General features: G+C 75.6%; 19 protein-coding genes and 1 pseudogene. 15 read left to right on the top strand and 5 right to left on the bottom strand.

The annotated features are described in order from the left end of the window. The first annotated feature begins 84 nt into the window (after positions 1-84). The 8 genes from rpsO (at position 85) to CLV92_RS00865 (ending at position 9,091) form a co-directional block, all read left to right on the top strand. Entirely contained in the window at positions 85-354 is a 270-nt protein-coding gene (gene rpsO / locus CLV92_RS00900) for a 30S ribosomal protein S15 (RefSeq protein WP_104430895.1), read from the top strand. 322 nt (positions 355-676) lie between these two features. Further along, on the top strand, positions 677-2,947 hold the full coding sequence (locus CLV92_RS00895; protein WP_104430894.1) for a polyribonucleotide nucleotidyltransferase: 2,271 nt from the start codon (positions 677-679) through the stop codon (positions 2,945-2,947). A gap of 1 nt (position 2,948) precedes the next feature. Next, positions 2,949-4,307, top strand: a complete 1,359-nt coding sequence (locus tag CLV92_RS00890; RefSeq protein WP_245886298.1) for a M16 family metallopeptidase — start codon at positions 2,949-2,951, stop codon at positions 4,305-4,307. 23 nt (positions 4,308-4,330) lie between these two features. After that, on the top strand, positions 4,331-5,098 hold the full coding sequence (dapB, locus tag CLV92_RS00885; protein WP_342762171.1) for a 4-hydroxy-tetrahydrodipicolinate reductase: 768 nt from the start codon (positions 4,331-4,333) through the stop codon (positions 5,096-5,098). A gap of 6 nt (positions 5,099-5,104) precedes the next feature. Continuing rightward, positions 5,105-5,575: a hypothetical protein gene (locus CLV92_RS00880; RefSeq protein ID WP_104430893.1), complete on the top strand. Its 471-nt coding sequence runs from the start codon at positions 5,105-5,107 to the stop codon at positions 5,573-5,575. A 9-nt stretch (positions 5,576-5,584) separates the two neighbouring features. Next, the gene (locus CLV92_RS00875; RefSeq protein ID WP_245886295.1) at positions 5,585-6,283 is read left to right on the top strand and encodes an HAD-IA family hydrolase; all 699 of its coding nucleotides are present in this window, start codon (positions 5,585-5,587) and stop codon (positions 6,281-6,283) included. Positions 6,284-6,452: 169 nt separating this feature from the next. Next, positions 6,453-7,406: a 4-hydroxy-tetrahydrodipicolinate synthase gene (dapA, locus tag CLV92_RS00870; protein WP_104431243.1), complete on the top strand. Its 954-nt coding sequence runs from the start codon at positions 6,453-6,455 to the stop codon at positions 7,404-7,406. Continuing rightward, positions 7,403-9,091: a ribonuclease J gene (locus CLV92_RS00865; RefSeq protein WP_104430892.1), complete on the top strand. Its 1,689-nt coding sequence runs from the start codon at positions 7,403-7,405 to the stop codon at positions 9,089-9,091. The genes dapA and CLV92_RS00865 overlap by 4 nt, the downstream gene beginning before the upstream one ends. On the opposite strand, the gene CLV92_RS00860 is transcribed toward CLV92_RS00865, so the two are convergent. Beyond that, a complete protein-coding gene (locus CLV92_RS00860) occupies positions 9,081-10,283 on the bottom strand; it encodes a heparan-alpha-glucosaminide N-acetyltransferase domain-containing protein (RefSeq protein ID WP_104430891.1) in 1,203 nt (400 codons plus the stop codon). The two genes, CLV92_RS00865 and CLV92_RS00860, sit on opposite strands and share 11 nt — an antisense overlap. A gap of 173 nt (positions 10,284-10,456) precedes the next feature. Here CLV92_RS00860 and CLV92_RS00855 point away from each other — a divergent pair, with 173 nt between their 5' ends. From CLV92_RS00855 to CLV92_RS23015, 6 genes and pseudogenes are all read left to right on the top strand, one after another. Then, the gene (locus CLV92_RS00855; protein WP_104430890.1) at positions 10,457-13,129 is read left to right on the top strand and encodes a DNA translocase FtsK; all 2,673 of its coding nucleotides are present in this window, start codon (positions 10,457-10,459) and stop codon (positions 13,127-13,129) included. A gap of 147 nt (positions 13,130-13,276) precedes the next feature. Continuing rightward, positions 13,277-14,101 (top strand): NYN domain-containing protein, encoded by an 825-nt coding sequence (locus tag CLV92_RS00850; RefSeq protein ID WP_245886293.1) that lies wholly within the window; start codon positions 13,277-13,279, stop codon positions 14,099-14,101. A gap of 84 nt (positions 14,102-14,185) precedes the next feature. Further along, positions 14,186-15,667, top strand: coding sequence for a 30S ribosomal protein S12 methylthiotransferase RimO (gene rimO, locus CLV92_RS00845; protein ID WP_104430889.1), 1,482 nt, complete (start codon positions 14,186-14,188; stop codon positions 15,665-15,667). Beyond that, positions 15,664-16,266 carry a CDP-diacylglycerol--glycerol-3-phosphate 3-phosphatidyltransferase gene (gene pgsA / locus CLV92_RS00840; protein WP_104430888.1) on the top strand — a complete coding sequence of 201 codons (603 nt, stop codon included), beginning with the start codon at positions 15,664-15,666 and terminating at the stop codon, positions 16,264-16,266. The genes rimO and pgsA overlap by 4 nt, the downstream gene beginning before the upstream one ends. A 4-nt stretch (positions 16,267-16,270) precedes the next feature. Continuing rightward, complete coding sequence (locus CLV92_RS00835) at positions 16,271-16,795, top strand: CinA family protein (RefSeq protein ID WP_104430887.1); 525 nt, start codon at positions 16,271-16,273, stop codon at positions 16,793-16,795. Positions 16,796-16,952: 157 nt separating this feature from the next. Beyond that, positions 16,953-17,315 (top strand): annotated as a pseudogene (locus CLV92_RS23015) (helix-turn-helix domain-containing protein); the annotation flags it as partial. A 244-nt stretch (positions 17,316-17,559) separates the two neighbouring features. On the opposite strand, the gene CLV92_RS00825 reads toward CLV92_RS23015, so the two are convergent. Together CLV92_RS00825 and CLV92_RS00820 are read right to left on the bottom strand one after the other, a co-directional pair. Next, positions 17,560-18,447 (bottom strand): DNA-formamidopyrimidine glycosylase family protein, encoded by an 888-nt coding sequence (locus CLV92_RS00825; protein WP_104430886.1) that lies wholly within the window; start codon positions 18,445-18,447, stop codon positions 17,560-17,562. A gap of 75 nt (positions 18,448-18,522) precedes the next feature. Then, positions 18,523-23,409, bottom strand: a complete 4,887-nt coding sequence (locus tag CLV92_RS00820; RefSeq protein WP_104430885.1) for an ATP-dependent helicase — start codon at positions 23,407-23,409, stop codon at positions 18,523-18,525. Between the two features lie 71 nt (positions 23,410-23,480). Here CLV92_RS00820 and CLV92_RS00815 point away from each other — a divergent pair, with 71 nt between their 5' ends. Then, positions 23,481-23,702, top strand: coding sequence for a DUF3046 domain-containing protein (locus tag CLV92_RS00815; RefSeq protein ID WP_104430884.1), 222 nt, complete (start codon positions 23,481-23,483; stop codon positions 23,700-23,702). 30 nt (positions 23,703-23,732) lie between these two features. Here the strand turns inward: CLV92_RS00815 and CLV92_RS00810 are convergent, their stop codons facing one another. Together CLV92_RS00810 and CLV92_RS00805 are read right to left on the bottom strand one after the other, a co-directional pair. Beyond that, a complete protein-coding gene (locus CLV92_RS00810) occupies positions 23,733-24,566 on the bottom strand; it encodes an AAC(3) family N-acetyltransferase (RefSeq protein WP_104431242.1) in 834 nt (277 codons plus the stop codon). Then, complete coding sequence (locus CLV92_RS00805; protein WP_211290742.1) at positions 24,563-26,386, bottom strand: glycoside hydrolase family 13 protein; 1,824 nt, start codon at positions 26,384-26,386, stop codon at positions 24,563-24,565. The genes CLV92_RS00810 and CLV92_RS00805 overlap by 4 nt, the downstream gene beginning before the upstream one ends. Positions 26,387-26,521 lie beyond the last annotated feature (135 nt).

Below are 26,521 nucleotides of genomic sequence, written 5' to 3'. Positions count from 1 at the left end.
TCTCGCCGTTCGATCGGCCGCGGACTCCAGAGCGCCCGGGTGGACCTGCCCCGAGGCACCGCGCAACGACACCGAGGAGAGCAGATGCCGCTCGACGCTGCCACGAAGAAGCAGATCATGACCGAGTACGCGACGGTCGAGGGCGACACCGGCTCGCCGGAGGTCCAGGTCGCGATGCTGACGCAGCGGATCCGTGACCTGACGGAGCACCTGAAGCAGCACAAGCACGACCACCACAGCCGTCGGGGCCTGCTGCTCCTGGTCGGCCAGCGTCGTCGCCTGCTGCAGTACATGGCGAAGAAGGACATCAACCGCTACCGCTCGATCATCGAGCGGCTCGGCATCCGTCGCTGACCCCGCGGGGCGGCTCCCCACCGGGGGGCCGCCCCGTCCTTCGTGGTGGCCGGCACGCGCCGGCCCCCACGAGGCGCCCGCCGGGGACGGCGGGCGCCACCCGGCACCCGCCGGCACAGCACCACCGGCACGGCACCACCCGCACGAACGTACGAGCACGACTCCGCGGCCACGAGGGCCGCGAAGACCAGGAGCGACCTGCAGCACCGGCCGGTCCTCGGTAGTGGCTCCCGGGTACGCGCGAAAGCGCCCCCGAGGGCCTCGATCGAAGGCCGGGCAGTCCCCGAGTGCGCGGTCCTCCGAGAGACGAACGGAGGAACCCGTGGAGGGTCCTGAGATCACCGCCGCCGAAGCCGTCATCGACAACGGCGCGTTCGGCAAGCGCACCATCCGCTTCGAGACCGGGCGCCTCGCCCGCCAGGCCGCCGGCTCCGCCGGGGTCTACCTCGACGGCGAGTCCTTCCTGCTGAGCGCCACGACCGCCGGCAAGTCCCCGAAGGAGCAGTTCGACTTCTTCCCGCTCACGGTGGACGTGGAGGAGCGCAGCTACGCCGCCGGGAAGATCCCCGGCTCGTTCTTCCGCCGCGAGGGCCGCCCGTCCACCGAGGCGATCCTGACCTGCCGCCTCATCGACCGGCCGCTGCGCCCGAGCTTCGTCAAGGGCCTGCGCAACGAGGTCCAGGTCGTCGTCAGCGTGCTCGCGCTGCACCCCGACGACGCCTACGACGTCGTCGCGATCAACGCCGCGTCGCTGTCCACCCAGCTCGCGGGCCTGCCCTTCTCCGGCCCCATCGGCGGCGTGCGCGTCGCCCTCATCGACGGGCAGTGGGTGGCGTTCCCGCGCTACTCCGAGTCCGAGCGCGCCGTCTTCGAGATGGTCGTCGCCGGCCGCGTCATCACCGGCGCCGACGGCACCGAGGACGTCGCGATCATGATGGTCGAGGCCGAGGCGACCGACAACGCCTGGGTCCTGATCAAGGAGAACGGCGCGCAGGCCCCCACCGAGGAGGTCGTCGCCGAGGGCCTGGAGGCCGCCAAGCCGCACATCGCGGCCCTGGTGCGCGCCCAGCAGGAGGTCGCCTCGCGCGCGGCCAAGCCGACCGCCGAGTTCCCGGTCTTCCCCGACTACGCCGACGACGTCCTCGAGGCCGTCACCGCGGCCGGCGAGGCCGACCTGCGCGAGGCGCTGACCATCGGCGGCAAGCAGGAGCGCCAGGACCGCATCGACGCCATCAAGGCGGAGCTCAAGGACAAGCTGGGCGAGGCGTTCGAGGGCCGCGAGAAGGAGATCTCCGCGGCCTACCGCTCGCTGCAGAAGAAGCTCATCCGCCAGCGCATCCTCACCGACGGCGTCCGCATCGACGGCCGCGGCCTGGCCGACATCCGCACGCTGTCCGCGGAGGTCGAGGTCCTGCCCCGCGTGCACGGCTCCGCCCTCTTCGAGCGCGGCGAGACGCAGATCCTCGGCGTCACGACGCTGAACATGCTCCGCATGGAGCAGCAGCTCGACACCCTGTCCCCGGTGACGCGCAAGCGCTACATGCACAACTACAACTTCCCGCCCTTCTCCACCGGTGAGACGGGCCGGGTCGGCTCGCCGAAGCGCCGCGAGATCGGCCACGGGGCGCTCGCCGAGCGCGCGCTCATGCCGGTGCTGCCCGCCCGCGAGGAGTTCCCCTACGCGATCCGGCAGGTCTCCGAGGCCCTCAGCTCCAACGGGTCCACCTCGATGGGCTCCGTGTGCGCCTCCACGCTGTCCCTGCTCAACGCCGGCGTGCCGCTGCGCGCGCCCGTCGCGGGCATCGCGATGGGTCTCGTCTCCGACGAGGTGGACGGTGAGACCCGCTACGCGGCGCTCACCGACATCCTCGGCGCCGAGGACGCCTTCGGTGACATGGACTTCAAGGTCGCGGGCACCCCGGAGTTCGTCACCGCGATCCAGCTCGACACCAAGCTCGACGGCCTGCCGGCCTCGGTGCTCGGCGGCGCGCTGAAGCAGGCCCGCGACGCGCGCCTGCACATCCTCGCGGTGATGAACGAGGCCATCGACGCCCCCGACGAGATGTCGCCGACGGCGCCGCGCGTCATCACGGTGAAGGTCCCCGTCGACAAGATCGGTGAGGTCATCGGCCCCAAGGGCAAGATGATCAACCAGATCCAGGAGGACACCGGGGCCGACATCAGCATCGAGGACGACGGCACCGTCTACATCGGCGCCGTCGACGGTCCGTCGGCCGAGGCCGCGCGCAGCGCGATCAACGCCATCGCCAACCCGACGATGCCGGAGGTCGGCGAGCGCTACATGGGCACCGTGGTCAAGACCACGACCTTCGGCGCGTTCGTCTCGCTGCTGCCGGGCAAGGACGGTCTGCTGCACATCTCCCAGCTGCGCAAGCTGGTGGGCGGCAAGCGCGTCGACAACGTCGACGAGGTCCTCTCGGTCGGGCAGAAGGTCCAGGTCCAGATCGCCGAGATCGACCCCCGCGGCAAGCTGTCCCTGGTGCCGGTCGTGGCCGAGGACGAGGCCGGCGAGGGTGCGGCCGAGGACGGGGCCGAGGGCGCGTCCGAGGACGCCGTCGGGGCCGACGCCTGACGTGACGGGCATCCCGCTCCCGCTGGGTCCGGCGACGGACGGACCGCGCACCACCACCGTCGAGGACGAGGGTGGCGGCGCGGTCGTCCGCCGCTCCGTCCTGCCCAGCGGGGCGCGGGTGCTGACCGAGTCGATGCCCGGTCAGCGCTCCGTCAGCTTCGGCTGCTGGGTCGGGGTCGGCTCCCGCGACGAGACGCGCGGGCAGCACGGCTCGACCCACTTCCTCGAGCACCTGCTCTTCAAGGGCACGTCGCGGCGCGACGCCATGGACATCGCCACCGCCTTCGACGCGGTCGGTGGCGAGGCGAACGCGGCGACGGGCAAGGAGCACACGACCTACTACGCCCGGATCCTCGACGAGGACCTGCCGATGGCCATCGACGTCGTCACGGACATGGTGACGTCGGCGGTGCTCGACCCCGAGGACTTCGACTCCGAGCGCGAGGTCATCCTCGAGGAGCTCGCGATGAACGACGACGACCCCGCGGACGTCGCGCACGAGCGCTTCGCGGAGGTCGTGCTCGGCGACCACCCGCTGGGCCGTCCGATCGGCGGCACCCCGGAAGCCATCCGGGGCGTCGGCCGCGACGACGTGTGGGCGCACTACCGGCAGCACTACGAGCCGCGCCACCTCGTCTTCACCGCCGCCGGCGGCCTGGAGCACGAGGACGTCTGCGCCCGCGTGCAGGCGGAGCTGGAGCGCGCGGCCGGGGCGCTGCCCTCGGCGGCCCCGGCGGAGCGGCGGGCGGCGGTGCAGGGCCCCGTGCCCGGCGGCGCCGGGCGCAGCCTCGTGGTCTCCCGGCCCACGGAGCAGGCGCACCTCGTGCTCGGCTGCACGGGGGTCACCGCCACCGACGGGCGTCGCTTCACGCTGTCGGTCCTCAACGCCGTCCTCGGCGGGGGGATGAGCAGCCGCCTCTTCCAGGAGGTCCGGGAGAAGCGCGGCCTGGCGTACTCGGTGTACTCCTTCAACGCGAACTACTCCGACGGCGGCTACGTGGGCCTCTACGCGGGGTGCTCCCCGGCGAAGGCGGACCAGGTGGCCGAGCTGATGCTCGCCGAGCTGGTGCGCCTGGCGGACGACGGGCTGGACGCGGAGGAGCTGCGCCGGGGCATCGGGCAGCTCGCCGGCGGGCTCTGCCTGGGCCTGGAGGACTCCGGGTCGCGGATGAGCCGCCTGGGCAAGGCGGAGCTCGTGCACGGGGAGTTCACCGGCCTGGACACCGCCCTGGCCCGGCTGCGCGCCGTGACGGCGCGGGACGTGCAGGCGCTGGCGGCGGACCTCGTCTCCCGGCCGCGCTCGATCGTCGCCGTGGGCCCGTTCGACACCGACCACGACTTCTCGAAGGTCCTCTCGTGAGCGCCGGGAGCGGGCAGGAGCCGCTGCGGGTGGCGGTGCTCGGCGCCCGCGGGCGGATGGGCCGGCAGGCGTGCGCCGCGGTGGACGCCGCGCCGGACCTGGAGCTGGTCGCGGAGATCGGCCGCGGCGACCGCCTGGACGCGCTCGCCGAGGCCGGCGCGCAGGTCGCGGTGGACCTCACCGTCCCCGCCGCGGTGATGGGCAACGTCGAGTGGTGCCTCAGCCACGGCGTGCACGTGGTGACGGGTACGACGGGCTGGACCGCGGACCGCCTGGACACCGTGCGGCAGTGGTGCACGCAGGCGCCGGCTCTCGGCGTGCTCGTGGCGCCGAACTTCGGCATCGGCGCGGTCCTCGTCATGAGGTTCGCGCAGCAGGCGGCCCGCTTCTTCGAGTCCGTCGAGGTCGTGGAGCTGCACCATCCGGACAAGCTCGACGCCCCCTCCGGCACGGCGGTCCGCACCGCGCAGCTCATCGCGGCGGCGCGGGCCGAGGCCGGGCTCGACCCGGTGCCCGACGCGACGGTGGAGGCGCTGGAGGGCGCCCGCGGCGCCGACGTCGACGGCGTCCGCGTCCACGCGGTGCGCCTGCGGGGCCTGCTGGCCCACCAGGAGGTGCTGCTCGGCGGGCCGGGGGAGACCCTGACCCTGCGCGACGACACCTACGACCGGGCCTCCTTCATGCCGGGGGTCCTCGTGGGCGTGCGCAAGGTGGCGGACCACCCGGGTCTGACCGTCGGCCTGGAGAACTACCTGGACCTCGACGGCGCCCCCCGCCGCGCCGGGGACTGAGTCCGCGTGCGCACGAAGCTGCTCGTCGCGGGTGGTGTGCTGGTCATCGCCTTCTACGGCGTCACGCTGGGGCGGGTGGGCGTGGAGCTGATCCGCGAGGGCGGCCTCGTCGCTGTCGCCTACGGCCTGGCGCTGCTGGTGCTGCCGCTGGTGGCGGCGTGGGCGGTGGCCCGGGAGCTGAGCTTCGGGGCGGCCACGGAACGCCTCGGCCGAGAGCTCGCCGCCCGCGGCGAGCTGCCCGCCGACGAGCTGGAGCGCACGCCCGGCGGTCGCATCGACCGCGCCGCGGGGCGGGCGATGTTCGAGGTGCACCGTGCGGAGGTGGAGCGCCGCCCGGACGACGCGGGCGCCTGGTACCGCCTGGCGCTGGCCTACGACGCCGCCGGCGACCGCAGGCGGGGGCGCGCCGCGGCCCGCCACGCCGTGCGCCTGCACCGCTCCGGTCCCGCCGACCCGGGCCCGACGCCGGCTGCTTAAGGTCGGTGGGTGGACAGCACCCTCGAGACCCTGGCCGGTTCCTCCTTCGACGCCGTCCTCTTCGACATGGACGGCACCCTCATCGACTCCACCGCCGCGATCGTGCGGTGCTGGACGCGCTGGGCGATCGAGCACGCCGTGGGCGAGGAGGCGTTCGCGAGGGCCCACGGCCACGGCCGCCCGGCCGCCGACATCGTCGCCGACCTGCTGCCGCCGGAGCTGGTGGCGGCGGGCACCCAGCGGATCACCGACCTGGAGGTCGAGGACGTCGAGGGGGTCGTGCGCCTGCCGGGCACGGCCGAGCTGCTGGCGGCGCTGCCGCGGGAGCGCTGGGCGATCGTCACGTCCTGCACGCTGCCGCTGGCGCGGGCCCGCGCGGGCGCGGCGCGGCTGCCCGAGCCCGGCGCCTGGGTCACCTTCGACGACGTGCGCCGCGGCAAGCCCGACCCGGAGCCGTACCTGCTCGGGGCGCGGCGCCTGGGTGTGGACCCGGCCCGCTGCCTCGTCGTGGAGGACGCCCCCGCGGGGCTGCTCTCGGGCCGCGCCGCCGGCTGCGCGACGCTGGCCGTGACCACCACGCACGCGCCGGGCGAGCTGGTCGCCGACGCGATCGTGGCGTCCCTCGCCGACGTCGCCGTGGAGGTCGCGCGGGCGGGCGTGCGCCTCGTCCCGCCGACGGGGGCAGGGCGGCCGTCTGCAGCGGTGTAACGCCCCCGCCGGACGCGGCGATGGAGCAGGCGGACCCGGTGCCGGCCCGAACCCCGAGCGGGCGGGCACCGGGTCCATCCACGTCCGGATGCGGGCGGGTCGGCACCCGCGGTGCCGCCGCCGCGCCTCCTGACGGGGTGGTGGGCTCCACAGGGGTAGCGTGACCCCCATGCCCGTCGCGCCCGCCCTGCCTCCCGCGCGCCCCTTCGGCGCGGTCTGCTCCGCCATGGTCACCCCCTTCTCGGTGGACGGGAAGCTGGACGTCGACGCGGCGCAGTCGCTGGCGCAGCGGCTGGTGTCCGAGGGCCACGACGGCATCCTCGTCAGCGGGACGACGGGGGAGTCGCCGACCACCTCCGACACGGAGAAGGAGCGGCTGCTGGCCGCGGTGCTGGAGGCCGTCGGCGACCGGGCGCGCGTGCTCGCCGGGGTCGGCACCAACGACACCGAGCACACCGTGGAGCTGGCCCGGGCCGCCGAGCGCGTCGGCGCCCACGGCCTGCTGGTCGTCACCCCGTACTACTCCAAGCCGCCGCAGGAGGCGCTGCGCCGGCACTTCGTCGCGGCGGCGGACGCCACGGGCCTGCCCGTGATGCTCTACGACATCCCCGGCCGCTCCGGCGTGCCGATCGAGACCGAGACGCTCGTGCGCCTCGCCGAGCACCCGCGGATCGTGGCGGTGAAGGACGCCAAGGGCGACCTGTACGCCACGTCCTGGGTGCAGGCCCGCACCGACCTGGCCTACTACTGCGGTGAGGACGCCCTCAACCTCGCGTTCCTGACCTCCGGCGCTGCGGGGCTCGTCAGCGTCGTCAGCCACGTCGCCGGTCCCGAGTACGCCGCCATGGTGCGCGCCGTGGACTCGGGCGACCTCGCCACCGCCGTCGCACTGCACCGCCGGCTCCTGCTGGCGGTGCGCGCCGTGATGACCCGCACGCAGGGGGTCATCGCCGTCAAGGCCGCCCTGGAGCTGACCGGGGCCCTCAGCACCCGCACCACCCGACCGCCGCTCATCGACGCCACGGAGGAGGAGGTCGCCGCCCTTCGCGCCGACCTCGACTCCGCCGGTCTGCTCGAGGCCCGGACCCGCGCGGCGAGCGCCGCGCCAGGAGGAACTGCATGAGTCATCCCCACCCGGAGCTCGCACCGCCGCCCCCGCTCGCGGACGGTGCGCTGCGCGTGCTGCCGCTCGGCGGCCTGGGCGAGGTCGGCCGCAACATGGCCGTCCTGGAGCACCGCGGCAAGCTGCTCGTCATCGACTGCGGGGTCCTCTTCCCGGAGGAGAACCAGCCGGGCGTCGACCTGATCCTGCCCGACTTCTCGCCGATCGCGGACCGCCTCCACGACGTCGTCGCCATCGTGCTCACGCACGGCCACGAGGACCACATCGGCGCCGTGCCCTACCTGTTGCGCCTGAAGCCGGACATCCCGCTGGTGGGCTCCCAGCTGACCCTCGCGCTCATCGAGGCGAAGCTGAAGGAGCACCGCATCACGCCTTACACGCTCCCCGTGCGCGAGGGGCAGGTGGAGCAGATCGGGCCCTTCGGCTGCGAGTTCATCGCGGTCAACCACTCGATCCCCGACGCCCTCGCCGTGGCGGTGCGCACGAGCGCCGGCCTGGTGCTGCACACCGGCGACTTCAAGATGGACCAGCTCCCGCTGGACGGGCGCATCACGGACCTGCGCGCCTTCGCCCGCCTCGGCGAGGAGGGCGTGGACCTGTTCATGGTCGACTCCACCAACGCGGAGGTCCCGGGGTTCACCGCCCCGGAGCGGGGCATCGGCCCGGTGCTGGACCAGGTGTTCGGCCGCGCGGAGCGGCGCGTCATCGTCGCGTCCTTCGCCAGCCACGTGCACCGGGTGCAGCAGGTCCTCGACGCCGCCGACCGCCACGGCCGCAAGGTGGCGCTGGTGGGCCGCTCGATGGTGCGCAACATGGGCGTGGCCGCGGAGCTGGGCTACCTCAACGTGCCGCCGGGGGTGCTGGTGGACGTCAAGCGCGTCGACGAGCTGCCCGAGGACCAGGTCGTGCTCATGTGCACCGGCTCGCAGGGTGAGCCGATGGCGGCGCTGTCGCGGATGGCGAACCGGGACCACCGCATCGTCGTCGGTGAGGGTGACACGGTCGTGCTGGCTTCCTCGCTCATCCCGGGCAACGAGAACGCCGTCTTCCGCGTCATCAACGGCCTCATCCGCCTCGGCGCCAAGGTCGTGCACTCGGGCAACGCCAAGGTGCACGTCTCCGGCCACGCCAGCGCCGGGGAGCTCCTGTACTGCTACAACATCATCCGCCCGCGCAACGTGATGCCGGTGCACGGGGAGTACCGCCACCTGGTCGCCAACGCCGAGCTGGCGGTGCAGACCGGCGTCCCGCGCGAGCGCGTCGTGATCGTGGAGGACGGCGTGGTCGTGGACCTCGTCGACGGCGTCGCGCGCATCGCGGGCAACGTCCCCTGCGGCTACGTCTACGTCGACGGCTCCACCGTCGGGGAGATCACCGACGCGGACCTGAAGGACCGGCGCATCCTCGGCGAGGAGGGGTTCATCTCCGTCTTCGTCGTCGTCGACGCCGCCACCGGCAAGGTCGTGGCCGGTCCGGAGTTCAACACGCGCGGCTTCCCGGGCGAGGGCGAGGAGCGCTTCGCGCAGGTGCGCACCCGCATCGTCAACGCCCTGACGGAGGCCACCTCCGACGGCAACGTGGACGCCTACCGGCTGCAGCAGGTGCTGCGCCGCACGGTGGGCACCTGGGTCGCCCAGGTCCACCGCCGCCGCCCGATGATCATCCCGGTGGTCGTCACCGCCTGAGCGGAGCGTGCGGGGGAGGGCCGGGCTGTCCGGGTCCGGCCCACCCCCGCCGCAGCAGGGCGCCCGCACCCCGGGCGGCAGCGCCCACGACCTCCTCCAGCGGCCCGCGCCCCAGAGCCATCCGCCAGGCGGTGGCCAGCAGGAGCGCCACCAGCAGGTGCAGCCCCAGCAGCCAGGCCGCCTGCACGTACAGCAGGCCGATGGCCAGGACGTGGGCCGTGTAGACGGTCAGCGGCATGCTGCCCACCGCCGTCAGGGGCACCAGCCACCGCGTCACCGCCGCCGGCAGCGCGAGGGCGGCCGCCAGCAGCAGCAGCGCCGCGCCCGCGGTGCCGACCGCGTCCACCGGGGTGCCCGAGTGGGGGGCGCCCACGGCCAGCCACCACCACGAGGTGGCCGGCGTGGTGCCGTAGAAGCCGTGCGGCTGGGCGAGCAGCGCCGCGGCCCGGCTGTCCGCGGCGACCAGTTCGGCGGCCCCGCCCGCGGGGCCGAGCAGCAGGCGGCCGGCGAGGTCGGCGCCCGCCGCCAGGACCGCACCCGCCCCGGCCATGCCGAGCGCGATCCGCCCGGAGCGCAGGTCGAGGCGGGAGACGGCCAGGCCGAGCAGCAGGTAGCCCGCCCACACGATCACCGGGTAGTACCCGGTGAGGAGCAGTGTGGTCAGCAGGTCCACCGGCTCCGCCAGCGCCGCCAGCCCGGGCTGGGGCCCCGGCCCCATGGGCAGGTCCCGTCGCAGGGCGTGACCGGCGACGGGGGCCAGCAGCAGCCACGCCCCGGCCAGCACCGCGAGGCGGCGCAGCGGCCACCACAGCACCGGCAGCAGCAGCAGGAACGCGAGGCCGTAGTAGGGCAGGATCACAGCGACCACCGACTGCCGGCCCACGAGCCACAGCCCCAGCAGGGTGATGAGCAGCGCGCGCACCAGCACCCCGAGTGCCGCGGCGGCGCGCTCCCTGCGGGCGGCGGGCCCCGGGGGCAGCCGCAGCTCCCGCCGCGTCAGCAGCCCCAGCGAGACCCCGGCGAGCACCCCGAAGAGCGCGGAGGCGCGGCCGGAGGAGAGCTCGTAGGCCAGGCCGGGCAGGCCGGGCGTCGAGGCGGTCACGATGTGCGCGGTCATCATGCCCACGATCGCCAGCGCCCTCGCCAGGTCCACACCGGCGAGCCGCCCGGCCGCCGCAGCGTTCGCCGTCATGCCCGCAGTCTGCTGCCCCGGCCGCGCGCCGGGCGCCACGGGCCCCCGGGTGGCGCGGGACGCCGGCGGTGGTGGGAGCGCCGGGGCCGGCGGGGCCGGCGGGGCGGGTGGGGCGGGACGCGCCGCGGGCGCAGCAGCCGGGCGGGCGGGGTGCGCCCGGGTACGGTGTGCCCATGGCCACTCGGACGAGCTCCCGCACCACGTCCGAGCGGGGCAGGACCCCCGCGAAGGGGGGCGGGAGCCGGGCGGGAGCAGGCAAGGGCGGTCGCCCGGCCGCGCGCACCCCGGCCCGCGGGCCGGCCCCGACCCGGGGACCCGTGCGCGCCGCCCGGCCCAGCGGCCCCTCCTGGCCCGTGCGGGCCGTCACCTCCTGCTACATGGGCGTGGCCCACCTGGTCGGCGGGGCCGCGCGCCGGATCGGGGACGGTGCCCGCGAGCTCGACCCCGCGCACCGCCGCGACGGGGTGGGGCTGCTGCTGCTCGCCCTGGCCCTCGTGGTGGCCGCGCGGGAGTGGTGGGGGCTGCGCGGCGCGGCCGGCCAGGTCATCCACGTCGTCGCCGCCGGCACGTTCGGCAAGGTGGCCCTCGCGCTGCCCCTGGTCCTGCTCGGGCTGGCGGTGCACCTGCTGCGCCACCCCGACCGCACCCGCACGACCGCCCGCGCCGTCATCGGCAGCGGCGCCCTCGTGCTGGCGGCGTGCGGCCTGGTGCACCTGGGCTCGGGGTCGCCGAGCCCGACCGAGCCCGACGACCCGTGGGTGGGCGGGGCGGGCGGCATGCTCGGCTTCCTCGCCGCGACGCCGCTGACCAGCGCCCTCACCGCCTGGGTGACGGTGCCGCTGCTGTCGCTGCTCGCCTTCTTCGGCGTCCTCGTGCTCACCGCGACCCCCGTCCACGCGATCCCCCGCCGCCTGCGGGAGCTCTACGAGTGGCTGACGCACCACTCGGGGCACAGCGGCGAGGACGAGGCGGACGGCGGCGCCAGGGACGCCGCTGCGGCCGCGCTCGCCCGGGCCCGCAAGCGCCGGCGGGCACCGGAGGCCGAGGCGGACGAGGCTCGCCCCGGCGACGAGGCGTTCGAGCAGGCCGTGGCGACGGGGCGGGAGCGGGGCCGGCCGCGCCCGAAGGCCCAGGCCGCGGACGAGGCGCCCGCCGACGAGGCGGAGGTCGCGGGGGCCGCTGCGGCGCCCGTGCCCGCCGCCCGGGTGCCCGCGGCCGCCCCCAAGGACCCCGACCCTCCGTCCGAGCCGCTGCCCATCCGCGTCGAGCAGCTCGCCCTGGCCGGGGACGTGCCCTACACGCTGCCCTCCGACGAGGTGCTCACGCCGGGCACGCCGCACAAGACCCGCAGCGCCGCCAACGACCGGGTCGTGGAGGCCCTGACGACGGTGCTGACCCAGTTCGAGATCGACGCGAAGGTCACCGGCTTCATGCGCGGGCCGACGGTGACGCGCTACGAGGTGGAGCTGGGTCCCGGCATCAAGGTCGAGCGGGTCACGGCGCTGTCGAAGAACATCGCCTACGCCGTGGCCAGCGCCGACGTCCGGATCCTGTCCCCGATCCCCGGCAAGTCCGCGATCGGCATCGAGATCCCGAACACCGACCGGGAGACCGTCTCCCTGGGCGACGTGCTGCGCAGCGGCGTGGCGCGCAAGAACGAGCACCCGATGGTCATGGGTGTCGGCAAGGACGTCGAGGGCGGCTTCGTCGTCGCGAACCTGGCGAAGATGCCCCACCTGCTCGTGGCGGGGGCCACCGGCGCGGGCAAGTCGAGCTTCATCAACTCCATGATCACCTCCATCCTGATGCGGGCCACGCCCGAGGAGGTGCGGATGGTGCTGGTGGACCCCAAGCGGGTCGAGCTGACGATCTACGAGGGCATCCCGCACCTGATCACGCCCATCATCACCAGCCCCAAGAAGGCCGCGGAGGCCCTGGAGTGGGTGGTGAAGGAGATGGACACCCGTTACAACGACCTCGCCGCGTTCGGGTTCAAGCACATCGACGACTTCAACCGCGAGGTGCGCGCCGGCAACGTGAGCGTCCCGCCGGGCAGCCAGCGGGTGCTGCAGCCGTACCCGTACCTGCTCGTGATCGTCGACGAGCTCGCCGACCTGATGATGGTCGCCCCCCGCGACGTGGAGGCCTCGATCCAGCGCATCACGCAGCTGGCCCGCGCCGCCGGCATCCACCTGGTGCTGGCCACCCAGCGCCCGAGCGTGGACGTCGTCACCGGCCTCATCAAGGCCAACGTGCCCAGCCGCCTGGCCTTCGCGACCTCCTCGCTGGCCGACTCCCGCGTCGTGCTGGACCAGCCGGGCGCGGAGAAGCTCATCGGGCAGGGCGACGCGCTCTTCCTGCCGATGGGCTCCAGCAAGCCGATGCGCGTGCAGGGGGCCTGGGTCTCGGAGTCGGAGGTCGAGGCGGTCGTCTCCCACGTCAAGGAGCAGCTCAAGCCGTCGTACCGCCTCGACGTCATCGCGCCGGCGGAGAAGAAGCAGGTCGACGAGGAGATCGGCGACGACCTGGAGGTGCTGCTGGCCGCGGCCGAGCTGGTCGTGAACACGCAGTTCGGATCCACGTCGATGCTCCAGCGGAAGCTGCGGGTCGGCTTCGCGAAGGCCGGCCGGCTGATGGACCTGCTGGAGTCGCGCGGGGTGGTCGGCCCCAGCGAGGGCTCCAAGGCGCGTGACGTGCTGGTGAAGCCGGAGGACCTGGCGGCCACCCTGGCGCAGATCCGCGGCGAGGACCCGCCGACGGCGCAGCTGGACGTCTCCCGCGCCGACGAGGTCGTCGAGGACGACGAGGGCTCCGAGGACGCCTGGGACCTGACCGACCGCGCCTGATCCGGACCCGTCGCAGCGGTGGCGGCCACCCTCGCACGCCTGTGACCAGCGGGAACACTGCGGCGAGGGTGTCTCCGCGACACGCGAGGTGTCACACAGTGCGAGCGTTGCGTCGCAATTGGTGACTCTGGGTGCAACTATGTGCGCATGGCGGAGCAGCAGGGCACGGACGGCAGCGGAGCTGAGCTCGACCTGCTCGTCTGGGATGCGCCCAACATCGACATGACCCTCTCCACCATCCTCGGGAGCCGACCCTCGCCCGCCTCCCGGCCCCGCTTCGACGCGATCGCCCGCTGGTTCCTCTCCGGCGCCGGGGATCGCGAGGTGGAGGGGTGCGTCTTCACCAACGTCCAGCCCAGCTCCGCCGTCACCATGCGCGGCTGGATCGAGGCCCTGCGCAACTTCGGCTACGCGGTCTTCGCCCGGCCCAAGCTGCAGGCCGACGACGACGTCGACGCCGACATGCTCCAGCACATCGCCACCCGCCAGGAGACGCACCGGCTGCGCCGCCTCGTCGTGGCCAGCGGTGACGGGCGCAACTTCCACCAGCCGCTCGAGGCCCTGGCCCGCGCCGGCGTGCACTGCACCGTCCTGTCGTTCTCCGAGGTGGCCGGCTACGCCCAGGAGTCCGAGCTCATCGAGTTCGTGGACCTCGAGGACGTCCCCGGCGCCTTCCAGATGCCGCTGGGCCGCACCCGCCTGACGTCGCTGCCGCCCGGTGGCGGCTGGTTCCGGCCCACCCGGCCGATGCGCGCGCTGCTGGAGGAGGCGCCGGTCGCCCCCACGGGGATCACCACCCACGCGAGCGTCACCGCGCACGTCGACCTCAGCGAGGCCGGGACCGAGGTGGGCGTGACGGTCACCCCGGCCACCTCGGTCACCCCGGTCACCCCGGTCGCGGCCGTTCCGCAGCCGGGGCTCAACGGCCGCCCGGCCGCCCCCCGGCCGCTCCCGGCGCGCGCCGAACCCTGACCCGTGGGCGCCGCCGTCCCGCCGCGCGAGAGGCGCGGGTACGCATCGCGCACGGGTGGCTCGCGCGATGCGTACCCTTACCAGGTGCCTCCCCGCTCCGTCGCGCTGATCACCCTGGGCTGTGCCCGCAACGACGTCGACTCCGAGGAGCTGGCCGGGCGGCTGTCCGACGCCGGCTGGACCCTCGTCGACGACGCGGGGGAGGCCGACGTCGCCGTCGTCAACACCTGCGGCTTCATCGAGCAGGCCAAGAAGGACAGCATCGACACGGTCCTGCAGGCCGCTGACCTCAAGGAGACCGGCCGCACCCAGGCGGTCGTGGCCGTCGGCTGCCTCGCCGAGCGCTACGGCACGCAGCTCGCGGAGGAGCTGCCCGAGGCCGACGCGGTGCTCGGGTTCGACTCCTACTCCGACCTCGCGGGCCACCTCGACGGGATCCTGCGCGGGGAGCGGCCCGCCTCCCACGTCCCGCGCGACCGCCGCTCCCTGCTGCCGCTGGCCCCGGCCGAGCGCCAGCGCGGCCGCTCGACCCGACCCGCCGCGCAGCCGCCCGCCGAGGCGGTGGCGGACCTGCCCGAGGGGATCGCCCCGGCCTCCGGGCCGCGCGTGGTGCGCCGTCGCCTCGACGGCCGCCCCTGGGCGCCGCTGAAGATCGCCTCCGGCTGCGACCGGCGCTGCACGTTCTGCGCCATCCCCGCCTTCCGCGGCTCCTTCCTCTCCCGCCCCGCGGAGGAGGTGCTCGCCGAGGCGCACTGGCTGGGCGAGCAGGGCGTGAAGGAGCTCTTCCTGGTCAGCGAGAACACCACCTCCTACGGCAAGGACCTCGGCAACGTGCGGGCGCTGGAGGCGCTGCTGCCGCAGGTCGCCGCGGCGCCGGGCGTCGAGCGGGTGCGGGTCTCGTACCTGCAGCCGGCGGAGGTCCGTCCCGGGCTGCTGGAGGCCCTCACCTCCACCCCCGGCGTGGTGCCCTACTTCGACCTGTCGTTCCAGCACTCGGCCCCGCAGGTGCTGCGCCGGATGCGGCGCTTCGGGGGCACGGAGCCCTTCCTGGGACTGCTGGAGCAGGTCCGCGCCCGCGCTCCGCTGGCGGGGGTCCGCTCCAACGTCATCGTGGGCTTCCCCGGGGAGACGGAGGACGACGTGGCGGAGCTGTGCTCCTTCCTGGAGCAGGCCCGCCTGGACGTGGTGGGCGTCTTCGGCTACTCCGACGAGGACGGCACCGAGGCCGAGCACCTCGACGGGCACCTGCCGGAGCACGAGGTCGCCGCCCGCGTCCAGCACGTCGGCCGCCTCGTGGAGGAACTCGTCGCCCAGCGGGCGGAGGAGCGCCTCGGGGAGCGGCTGCAGGTGCTCGTGGAGTCGCTGGAGGAGGACGGCTCGGCGCTCGGGCGCGCGGACCACCAGGGCCCGGAGGTCGACGGCACCACGCGCGTGCGGCTGCCCGCCGGTGCCCGGGCAGCCGTGGGGGACCTGCTGGCGGCGGAGGTCGTCGGGTCCGAGGGCGTGGACCTGGTGGCGGACCTGCTCCCCGCCGGCGCCGCGTCCGTGGCGGGGGGTGGCGCGTGACCGCCGGTGCGGCGCGCCGGCAGTCCCGGGACTGGCGCACGGCCCACTGGTACCACCTGCCCAACGCCCTGACGGTGCTGCGGATCGTGGCGGTGCCGCTCTTCGTGTGGCTGCTCGCCCACGACGGCGGCGACGACGTCCGCTGGCGCCTGGGGGCGTTCGCGGTCTTCCTCGCGGCGATCATCACGGACCGCTACGACGGCTACCTGGCGCGGCGGTGGAACCGGGTCACCGACTTCGGGAAGATGGCCGACCCGATCGCCGACAAGGCGCTCATCGGCGGCGGCCTGGTGGTGCTGTCCTGGCTGGGGGAGCTGAGCTGGTGGGCGACCGGGCTGATCCTGGCCCGCGAGGGCCTGGTGACGCTCGTGCGCTTCCTCGTGATCCGGCGCGGCGTCATCCCGGCCGGCAAGGGCGGCAAGATCAAGACGGTCGTGCAGTCGGTGGCGCTGGGCGCCTACGTCCTGCCGCTGCCGCAGGTGCTGGAGCCGGTCGCGACGGCGATCATGCTGGCGGCGGTGGTCCTGACCCTGGTGACGGCGTGGGAGTACTTCGTCGCCGCCTACCGCCTGTGGCGTCCGGGCACGACGGCGCGCTGACCCCGTGAGCGGGACGGGGGCCCCGGCGGCGGCAGCCGTGGTGGAGGCCTGCGCGCGCCGTGGGCTGACCGTCGCCGTGGCGGAGTCCCTGACCGGGGGTGCCCTGTCCTCGGCGCTCGTGGACGTCCCCGGCGCCTCGCGGGTCCTGCGCGGCGCCGTCGTGGCCTACGCGACGGACCTGAAGGCGCAGGTGCTCGGGGTTCGGGAGGACCTGCTGGCGGAGCGCGGCGCGGTGGACGCGGACGTCGCGGCGGGCATGTGCGCCGGGGTGCGGACGCTGCTCGGCGCGGCCGTCGGCGTCTCGACCACGGGCGTGGCGGGCCCCGACCCGCAGGACGGGCAGGCGCCGGGGACGGTGTTCGTGGCGGTGGCGGCGGACTGGCTCGGCCCCGCCGGGCTGGTGCGCCACTGCGACCTCGCGGGGGACCGGGCGGCCGTGCGTTCGGGGGCCGTTGCGGCGGCGCTGGCGCTGCTGGCGGTGGCCGTGGAGCGGGCCCCGGCGGAACAGGCGCCCGCCCCGGGGAGTTGAGCCAGTTGTGCTCAGCCCTCGTTCCACCCCGACCCTCACGCTCTCCTCGATGTACGGTAGTCACCCCGTCACAAGCAGCCACCGAGCGGCAGTGGGGGAGCGCTCAACAGCGGCCGTGCAGCGGCCGCCGGCGCGGGCAGGGGAAGGGGGGCACCGGATGGTCGTCCTGCGACGCGAGATCGGTGACGTGCTGCGCGACCAGCGCCGGCGTCAGGGCCGCACCCTGCGCGAGGTCTCGTCCACCGCGCGGGTGTCCCTGGGCTACCTGAGCGAGGTCGAGCGCGGCCAGAAGGAAGCCTCCAGCGAGCTGCTGGCGTCGATCTGCTCCGCCCTGGACCTGCCGCTCTCGCTGGTGCTGCACGAGGTCACCCAGCGCGTCGCCGACGCGGAGAGCGCCCGCGCTCCCTACGCGGCCGAGGGCGTGGTGCCGGTGACGTCCGAGGCCGCTGCGGCGGTCGCCGACCCCGCGGTCGTGGCGTCCGGCGGGGCGTCGGACGACGTCTCCGGCGTGGTGCCGGACGTGCTGCCGGACGAGCTGGTCGCGGAGCTGATGCCCGCGGGGCTGCCTGCGGACGTGCTGGACGCCCTCGTGGAGGTCCTGCCCGAGCTGGACCCCCACGAGCTCAGCCGGGCCCTGGAGTGCCGCCGCCGTCGTCGCCTGGTCTCCGTCGCCTGACCGGGGCTGTTTGACCGGCGCTGCCTCAGCGGTGCTTCCTGACCGGCGCTGCCTCAGCGGCGCTGCCTGATCGGCGCTGCCGATCCGCTCAGCGGTAGCGCGGCCCGGACGCCCGCGGCCGCGCGTGCCCCAGCGGCGTCTGGCGTCGCCCGTCGTCGGTGGGGGCGGGTCCGCGCTGGCAGCCGGGGCAGTAGAAGGCCACCCGGTCCTGCGGCGGCTCCCCGAGCCGCGCGACCCGGATGGTGCCGCGGCAGCGCAGGCACGGCTTGCCCGAGCGCGGGTGCACCCAGTGCTGGCGCCCGGGGCGCAGGTCCCCGGTGGTGACCTGCGCGGCCCGGTCCTTGTTGACGTCGAGCAGGCGGTGCAGCAGGGCGATGAGCGCGGCCGGGTCGGTCAGGTCCCGCACGAGCGTCCACGGCGTGGTCTTGGCGAGGAACAGCGCCTCGGCCATGTAGAGCGTGCCGACACCGGCGAGGACCCGCTGGTCGAGCAGCGCCTGGCCGACCTCGCGGTCCGGCTCCGCCAGCAGCCTGCGCAGCGCCTCCTCGGCGTCCCAGCCGGGGCCGAGCAGATCCGGGCCGAGGTGCCCGACGAGGCGGTCCTCCTCCGCCGAGGGCACGAGGTCCAGCATCCCCAGCAGGTGCCCGACGGCCGTCCACTCCGCCGTGGTGAGGACCGCCCGCACGCCGTGCTCGGCGCGGCGCGTGGCCCACGGCTGGCCGGTGCGGTGCACGTGCCACGACCCCTCCATGCGCAGGTGGCTGTGCAGGGTCAGCGGCGGCTCGGGGGAACCGGCGGGGGGCGAGGCCCGCATCAGGAGGTGCTTGCCCGCGCTGACCACCTCCCCGACGTGCCAGCCGGTCAGGTCGGAGGCGGCCAGCGACGGCCAGCGCAGGTCGCAGCCCGTCAGCTCCCGCCCCGCGAGCGCTTGGTGCAGGCGGCGGGCGGTGCGCCAGACGGTGTCACCCTCGGGCACCGACTGCCCTCCTTCGTCGTGGGTCCTGCCGGCGTCGTGCCGGTGGCAGCATCCCCCGCCCGCCGGATCCGCGCCTCACGCGCGGATGCGCAGCCCGCGGGGGGTGGCGTGGAAGCCCGCCGCGGCGAGGGCCCGCCCGAGCGCCGAGTCGGAGCCGAGCACCTGCTCCCCGTCGGCCTTCTCCACGGTGAGCCGCCCCAGCGCCCCGTCGCGCACCGCGAGGGCCAGGGCGTCCGCGGCCGCCTGCAGCGCCGCCGGGGCTCCGCCGGTGCCCGCCTCCTCGGCCTCCTCCGGCTGCGGCGGCCAGGACAGCAGGGTCCGCCCGCCGCGCTCGACGTAGAGCAGCAGCTCGCCGTCCACCAGCACCACGAGCGCGCCGGCCTTGCGCCCCGGCTTGTGCCCGGACGCTGCGGCGCGCGCCGGCTTCGTGCCGGGGCCGTCCGCAGCCGCCGGGACCGCCGGACCGTCCTGTCCGGCCACCTGTCGCTCCGGCCACGGCAGGGCCGCGCCGTAGGGGTTGGCCGGGTCGGTCGCGGCGAGCACCACGGCCCCCGGACCGGCCGCGTCGCGCGCCCTGCCGCCGCCGACCGGGCGCGCGGCCTCCCGCAGCCGGTCCACGGCGCCGGTCGTGGCGAACTGGGAGGCGCCGAGGCCCTCGACGAAGTAGCCGCGCCGGGCCCGGCCTGCGTCCTCGAACGCGGCCAGCACCCGGTAGACGCCGGCGAACCCGCCGGGGACGCGTTCGGCGCCCACCGCCCCGCGGGTGACGACGCCGTGCCGGTCCAGCAGGATCTCCGCGCCGGCGTGGGCGCGCAGCGTCGCGTCCTCCTCCGGCTGGGGCAGCAGCGACCAGCGCCCCGCGGCGGTGGGGGGGCCGCTGCGGCTGGGCAGCTCCAGGCGTGCCGCCCGCATCCCGCCGCGCCCCGGTCGGGCGCCGTAGCGGGCGTAGCGCGCCCGGGGCGCGCTCGCCCGGGCCTTGTGGGCGCCCTTCCCGCCGGCCAGGCGCGCCCGCAGCGGCGCGAGGGTGTCGTTGGTGACGCGCCCCTCCCACAGCAGGTCCCACAGCGCGGCGGTGAGCTCCGCGTCGTCCGTGCTGCCGACCCCGTCGGCCAGCGCGCGGAAGAAGTACGCCCCGCCGCCGCCGAGGGCGTCCAGCACCGCCCGGTGCACGTCGCGGTGCCCGCCGCCGGCCTCGCCCTCGCCGTCCGGGCCATCGGTTCCGGGGGCGGCCTCGCCCGGCAGCGGCAGGGTGAGCGGGGCGACGTCCGCGGGGTGCAGCGAGACCCAGCCGTCGTCGCCGGGGAGGCTGCCGTGCCCGGCCCAGAGGACCTCGCCGGCGGCGGTCAGCTCGTCGAGCATCGCGGGGGAGTAGCCGTCCACCCGGGCGGGCAGGACGAGCGTCTCCAGCGCGCTCGCGGGCAGCACCGCACCGGCGAGCTGCTCCACGGCCCGCAGCACCCCGTCGGTGCCGCGCCAGCGCGAGCGCAGTCCCGTGCCCACGCCCTGCCAGGCGGGCAGGAAGCGGGCGAGGTCGCGCGGCGGCACCGGCTCGACGTCGGCGCGCAGCGCGGCCAGGGAGCGGCGACGCAGGATCCGCAGGACGTCGGCGTCGCAGAAGTCGGTGCCGGCTCCGCCGGGGCGCAGCTCCCCCTCGACGAGGCGGCCGGAGCGCACCAGCCGTGCCAGCGCGTCGGTCACCACGGCCCGGCCGAGGCCGAAGCGGCGCGCGGCGTCGTCGGCGCCGAACGGCCCGCGGGTGCGCGCGTAGCGGCCGAGCAGCTCCCCGAGCGGGTCGGGAACGGGCTCGGTGAAGGCCTCCGGCACGCCCACGGGAAGGGGGGTGCCGAGGCCGTCGCGCAGCCGCCCGGCGTCCTCGATCGCCGCCCAGCGCTCCTCCCCGGCGATGCGCACCCGGATGGCGCGGCGGGCGTCCTCCAGCGCCACCAGCCAGCGCGCCACCTCCCCCTCGGCGACCGGCTGCTCGGGGTCCGGGCCGCTGCGGGCGTGGACCTCCGCCGTGCTCAGCGGCCCGAGGACGCGCAGGAGGTCGGCGACGTCCTCGCCGTCGCGGCAGCGGCGGGAGGGGGCCAGCCGCTGCAGCTCGTCCTCCGTGCGCTGCACCGCGTCGGGGTCGAGGAGGTCGCGCAGCGCGGCCCCCTCACCGCGGCCCAGCAGCTCCGAGAGCAGGCTCGGGTCGAGTGCCAGCGCGGCGGCGCGGCGCTCGGCGAGGGGGGAGTCGCCCTCGTAGAGGAACTGCGCCACGTAGCCGAAGAGCAGCGACCGGGCGAAGGGGGAGGGCTGCTGCGACTCCACCTCGACGACCCGCACGCTGCGGCCGGCGAGGTCGCGCATGAGCTGCACGAGCCCCGGCACGTCGAAGACGTCCTGCAGGCACTCCCGCACGGTCTCCAGCACGATCGGGAAGCTGGCGTAGCGGCTGGCGACCTCCAGCAGCTGGGCGGAGCGCTGCCGCTGCTGCCACAGGGGCTGGCGCCTGCCGGGGGTGCGCCGCGGCAGCAGCAGCGCGCGGGCGGCGCACTCGCGGAAGCGGGAGGCGAACAGGGCGGAGCCGCCGATCTCGGCGGTCACCAGCTCCTCGACCTCGTCCGGCTCCAGCAGCACCAGGTCGGAGACGTCCGGGGCCTGCCCCTCGGGCAGCTCCACGTCGGGCAGGCGCAGCACGATGCCGTCGTCGCCGGGCATCACCTGCACGTCGACGCCGTAGCGCTCCCGCATCCGCACGGCGACGGCCAGCGCCCACGGGGAGTGCACCTGCCCGCCGAAGGGCGAGTGGATGCACACCCGCCAGTCGCCCAGCTCGTCGCGGAAGCGCTCCACGACGATCGTGCGGTCGTCCGGCACGTGGCGGGTGGCCTCCTGCTGCTCGCCGAGGTAGGCGAGGAGGTTGTCGGTGGCCCACTCGTCCAGCCCCGCCGTCCGGGCACGCTCGCGGGCCGCCTCGCCGCCGAAGCCGCCGTCCAGGGTGCCCAGCTCCCGGACGAAGGCGCCGAGCGCGCGGCCGAGCTCGGCGGGGCGGCCGAGGGCGTCGCCGTGCCAGAACGGCAGCCGCCCGGGCAGGCCCGGCGCGGGGGTGACGAGCACCCGGTCGTGGGTGATGTCCTCGATGCGCCACGACGTGGAGCCGAGGGTGATGACGTCGCCCACCCGGGACTCGTAGACCATCTCCTCGTCGAGCTCGCCGACGCGGCGGCCGGGCCCCTCGCCGCCGGCGAGGAACACCCCGAACAGGCCGCGGTCGGGGATGGTGCCGCCGCTGGTGACGGCGAGGCGCTGGGCGCCGGGGCGGCCGGTGAGCGTGCCGGTGACGCGGTCCCAGACCAGCCTCGGCCGCAGCTCCGCGAACTCGTCGCTGGGGTAGCGGCCGGAGAGCATGTCGAGCACGGCCTCCAGGACCGCGCGGCTGACCTGTGCGAAGGGCGCGGCCCGCCGGACCGTCTCGTGCAGGTCGTCGACGGTCCACTCGTCCATGGCGACCATGGCGACGATCTGCTGGGCGAGGACGTCGAGGGGGTTGGTGGGCACCCGCAGCGACTCGATCCGCCCGTCGCGCATGCGCTCCACGACGACCGCCGTCTGCACGAGGTCGGAGCGGTACTTGGGGAACAGCACCCCGCGGGAGACGGCGCCCACCTGGTGGCCGGCGCGGCCGACGCGCTGCAGGCCGCTGGCGACGCTGGGCGGGGACTCCACCTGCACCACGAGGTCGACGGCGCCCATGTCGATGCCGAGCTCCAGGCTCGACGTGGCGACCACGGCGGGCAGGCGCCCGGCCTTGAGGTCTTCCTCGATGAGGGCGCGCTGCTCCTTGCTCACCGAGCCGTGGTGGGCGCGGGCCAGCACGGGGGCCGCGCCGGTGGCCGCGCCCGAGGCCATCACCTGCGCCGGCTGGACGGAGCCGGGGTCGGGCGGCGCCGCCGCGTCCTCCGGCGGGTTCAGCCGCTGGTCCCACACCTCGTTGAGGCGGGCGGTCAGCCGCTCCGACAGCCGCCGGGAGTTGGCGAAGACGATGGTGGAGCGGTGCTGCGCGACCAGGTCGACGACCTGCTCCTCCACGTGCGGCCAGATGCTCGCGCGGCGCGGCTCTCCCGCCGCGAGGCCCGTGAGGTCGTCCACCGCGGGGTCGGTCGTCCCGGCGTCGATGTCGCTCATGTCGGGCACGGGCACGACGACCCGCAGGTCGAACTCCTTCGTCGACGGCGGCTGCACGATCGTCACGGGCCGCCCGCCGCTGACCCAGGACGCCACCGCCTCCACCGGCCGCACCGTCGCGGACAGGCCCACCCGCTGGGTCGGGGCGCCCCCGGCGGCGGCCACCAGGGCGTCGAGGCGCTCCAGCGACAGCGCCAGGTGGGCGCCGCGCTTGGACCCGGCCATGGCGTGCACCTCGTCGAGCACGACCGTGCGCACCCCGGCGAGCTGCTCGCGGGCCTTCGACGTCAGCAGCAGGAACAGCGACTCGGGCGTGGTGATGAGCACGTCGGGCGGCGTCTTGGCGAAGGCGCGGCGCTCGTCGGCGGGGGTGTCGCCGGAGCGGACCCCGACGCGCACGTCCGGCTGCGGCTCGCCGAGGCGGTGCGCGGCCTGCCGGATGCCGATCAGCGGGCTGCGCAGGTTGCGCTCCACGTCGACGGCCAGCGCCTTCAGCGGCGAGACGTAGAGGACGCGGCAGCGGTGGGCGCGCTCCTCCGGCACCGGCTCGCTGGCGATGCGGTCCAGCGCCCACAGGAACGCCGAGAGCGTCTTGCCGGAGCCGGTCGGGGCCACGACGAGGGCGTGCTCGCCGCGGCTGACGGCGTCCCAGGCCCCCAGCTGGGCGGCGGTGGGGGCGGCGAAGGCGCCGGTGAACCAGGCGCGGGTGGCGGGGGAGAACCGCGCGAGGACGGCCTCGGGGTCGGGGCCGGCCGGTCGGGGCGGCTCCTCGCGGCGGGGGCGGGCTGGCACTCCTGCATGGAAGCACGCGCCCCCGACACCCGCCCGCCGCCGCCCGCGCCGCGGCGTGCGAGGCTCCTCCCATGCGGCTCAGCGACTTCTGGCGGCTGGTGGACGAGGAGTTCGGGCCCGCCTACGGGCGCTCGCTGACCGTCGACCAGGTGCTGTTCGCCCTGGGGGACCGCACCCCCGCGCAGGCCCTCTCCGACGGCCTGGAGCCCCGGGACGTGTGGTTCGCCCTCTGCGAGGCCATGGACGTGCCGGCGGAGCGGCGGTGGGGCCGGGAGCGGCCGAAGCGCCGCTGACCGGCACTGCGCCGCAGCTCGCCGCCGGGCTCAGCTCGCCGTGGGGTCGGTGCCGAAGACCTCCGCGGAGCGGGTGGCGGGGAACCACGAGGCGGCGAAGTCGACGAGGTCGCGCATCGGCACCAGCACCGCCTCCGCCCGCCCCGCCGCCCCGCGGCGCTCCAGGCCGGTCGCCTCCGCGAACGCCCTGCCGACCTCGGTGAAGTCGTCGTCGGCGACCCAGAGCTCCTCCCAGCTCACCCACACCCGCCGGCCCTCGCGCTTCAGGGCGGCGCCGTTGCGGACCCGGTGCTTGCCCGGGTAGTCGCAGCGCTCCTCGGCCAGGTGCAGCGCGGTGCACTTGCCGTAGCCGACGCCCAGCAGCAGCACCTGCGCGCCGAGGTCGTACAGGGGCTTCAGCGGGGACCCCTCGCCGACGGGCTCGGCCAGCTCGTGCCGGGCCACCACGGTCTCCGCGTGCGGACCGGCGGCCGCGAAGGAGCGGTGCGGGTGGTCGCTGCGCAGGCTCTCCGGCTGGCTGCGGAAGAGCTCGGCCACCGCGCCCATCGTGCGCGTCGGCGTCCGGTGGCGGTCGAAGACGGGCAGGTTGTTGCGCACGGCGGGCCACCACCGCTCGGGGACCTGCGGGTCGTTGAGGTAGGCGGGGTCGCACAGCTGCCAGGACTGCGCCGGCATCACGAGGGTGCCCTCGGGGCCGACGGCGGTGCGCAGGGCCTCCAGCACGGCCTGCTCGCCGCCGGCGACCCAGCCGAGCGCGGACAGGGAGGCGTGCACGAGGAGGACGGAGCCGGGCTGCACGCCGAGGCGGCGCAGGTCCTCCGTCAGCGACGTCGCCGTGACGACCTGGTTCGGGGTGACGTTCACCGCAGCCGCCACACCGACAGCGCCGGGCCCGTCCCGGGCAGCCGCACCGCCGTCCCGTCGCGCTGCAGGTCGGGCCCGCCCCGCAGCAGGACGGCGGAGTCGAGGCCGGGCAGGTCCGCGGGCAGCTCTGCGCCCTCCCACTCCGCGCGCGCGGCGAGCACCAGCAGCGACTCGCTCTCGTCCTCGCGCAGGTAGGCGAGGGCGTCCTGGCTCACGAGCAGCCAGCGCATCCCGCCCTCCTGGAGCGCGGGGTGGTCGTTGCGCAGGGCGATGAGCTCCCGGTAGAGCTCGTGCAGGCGCGGGTCGCGCCGCGCGGGGTCGTCCCAGGGCATGGGCACCCGGCCGTGCTCGCCGGTCTCGCCCTGCAGGCCCCACTCGTCGCCCGCGTAGACGACGGGGGTGCCGGGGTAGGTCATCTGCAGGCCGACGGCGACCTCCACGAGGGCCTCGTCGCGCAGGAGCGTGAGCAGCCGCGGGGTGTCGTGGGAGTCGAGGCTGTTCCACTGGGAGGTGGCGACCTGCCAGGGGACCATCGCGGAGAACTCCCGCATCGCGCGGGCGGAGTCCTCGCCGGATCGGCGGGGGATGGTCACCGGCATGCCGAGGTAGCCCACGCCGTTGTCGGGCGCGGCCAGCCAGGTCCAGACGGGGCGGGTGAAGCCGGCGTAGTTCATGCCGGCGTGCCAGCCGTCTCCGGTGAGGTCGGCGGTGCCGTCGTGCATGAGCTCCCCGACGACCAGGCCGTCGGGGCGCACCGCCTCCATGGTGCCGCGCACGGTGCGGGCCACGTCGTGGGCGAGGTCGGTGTCGCGGTGGCGGCCGGTCATGTTGGCGACGTCGATGCGCCAGCCGTCGAGGGAGACGGGCGGTTGCAGCCAGCGGGCGACCACGGAGTCCGCGCCGTCGGCGAACCGCTTGCGCAGCTCGGGGGAGGACCAGTCCAGCTTCGGCAGCGAGGGCACGCCGAGCCAGGAGACGTAGTCGTCGGGGTGCGAGCGCCACAGGTAGTAGCCCGCCTCGACGGAGCGTGCGTCGGCCCGTGCGGCGGTGAACCACTCGTGGGCGTCGCCGGTGTGGTTGGTGGTGAGGTCCCCGACGAGCCGCATGCCGCGCTCGTGCAGGGCGGCGCTGAGCGAGGCCAGCGCCTCGTCGCCGCCGAGGAGGGGGTCGACCTCGTCGAAGCTCGCGGCGTCGTAGCGGTGGCAGGAGCGGGCGGGGAAGACGGGGGTGAGGTAGACGGTGCCGACGCCGAGCTCGGCGAGGTGGTCGAGGTGCTCCTCGATGCCCCTGAGGTCGCCGCCGTAGAACTGCCGCGAGGTCAGGTGCCCGCGCGCGGCCGGCTCCGCGTCCCAGGGCTGGGGCTGCGCCCACGCGGGCACGGGGCGGGCGTCCGCGTCGGCGGAGCGGGCGAAGCGGTCGGGGAAGATCTGGTACACGACGCCCGCGCGGGCCCACTGCGGGGGCGTGCCGAAGCGGGTGAGGGCGAAGTCGAAGGTGTCCGGCGGGTCGTAGGAGTGCACGCCGCTGCCGTTGAGCCAGTCGAAGCCGCCGTCGGCGCGCAGCAGGACGAACCGGTAGCGGGTGACGGGGTTCTCGAAGGGGAGCTGCGCCTCGTACCAGGTGTCGCTCTCGTCCTCGGCGACGACGGTGGCCGTCTCGGCGGCCGCCTCGCCGTCGGTGACCCACCGCAGCGCGACGCCGGCGTAGGGGCTCGAGCGCGGCACCCGGACCCGCAGCCGCACCGTCTCGCCGAGTGCGCTCGGCAGGCGGGGGACGTAGCGGGGCGAGCCGTCGTGGTGGGGGGTGAGCGAGATCTTCACAGGTGCCTCTCGTGCGACGCGGTGGACCCCGGCGGCGGAGCCGGCGGGGCGAGCCGTCCCCTCCGAGCCGCGTTGCCTCGTCATCGAGGCCGCGGGTGCGCTGCACCGGCGGCGCGACGGTCGGGCGGGAGGAAC

The organism is Kineococcus xinjiangensis (genome assembly GCF_002934625.1).
In the GTDB taxonomy this organism is placed as follows: Bacteria; Actinomycetota; Actinomycetes; order Actinomycetales; family Kineococcaceae; genus Kineococcus_A; species Kineococcus_A xinjiangensis.
This window is presented reverse-complemented; position numbering and strand designations above follow the sequence as displayed.

Bases quoted from the DNA above. Each gene is read 5' to 3' on its own strand.
- dapA (WP_104431243.1), top strand. From the start codon at position 6,453: ATGCCCGTCGCGCCCGCCCTGCCTCCCGCGCGCCCCTTCGGCGCGGTC.
- CLV92_RS00815 (WP_104430884.1), top strand. From the start codon at position 23,481: ATGCGGCTCAGCGACTTCTGGCGGCTGGTGGACGAGGAGTTCGGGCCC.
- rpsO (WP_104430895.1), top strand. From the start codon at position 85: ATGCCGCTCGACGCTGCCACGAAGAAGCAGATCATGACCGAGTACGCG.
- CLV92_RS00860 (WP_104430891.1), bottom strand. From the start codon at position 10,283: ATGACGGCGAACGCTGCGGCGGCCGGGCGGCTCGCCGGTGTGGACCTG.
- CLV92_RS00850 (WP_245886293.1), top strand. From the start codon at position 13,277: ATGGCGGAGCAGCAGGGCACGGACGGCAGCGGAGCTGAGCTCGACCTG.
- CLV92_RS00855 (WP_104430890.1), top strand. From the start codon at position 10,457: ATGGCCACTCGGACGAGCTCCCGCACCACGTCCGAGCGGGGCAGGACC.
- CLV92_RS00865 (WP_104430892.1), top strand. From the start codon at position 7,403: ATGAGTCATCCCCACCCGGAGCTCGCACCGCCGCCCCCGCTCGCGGAC.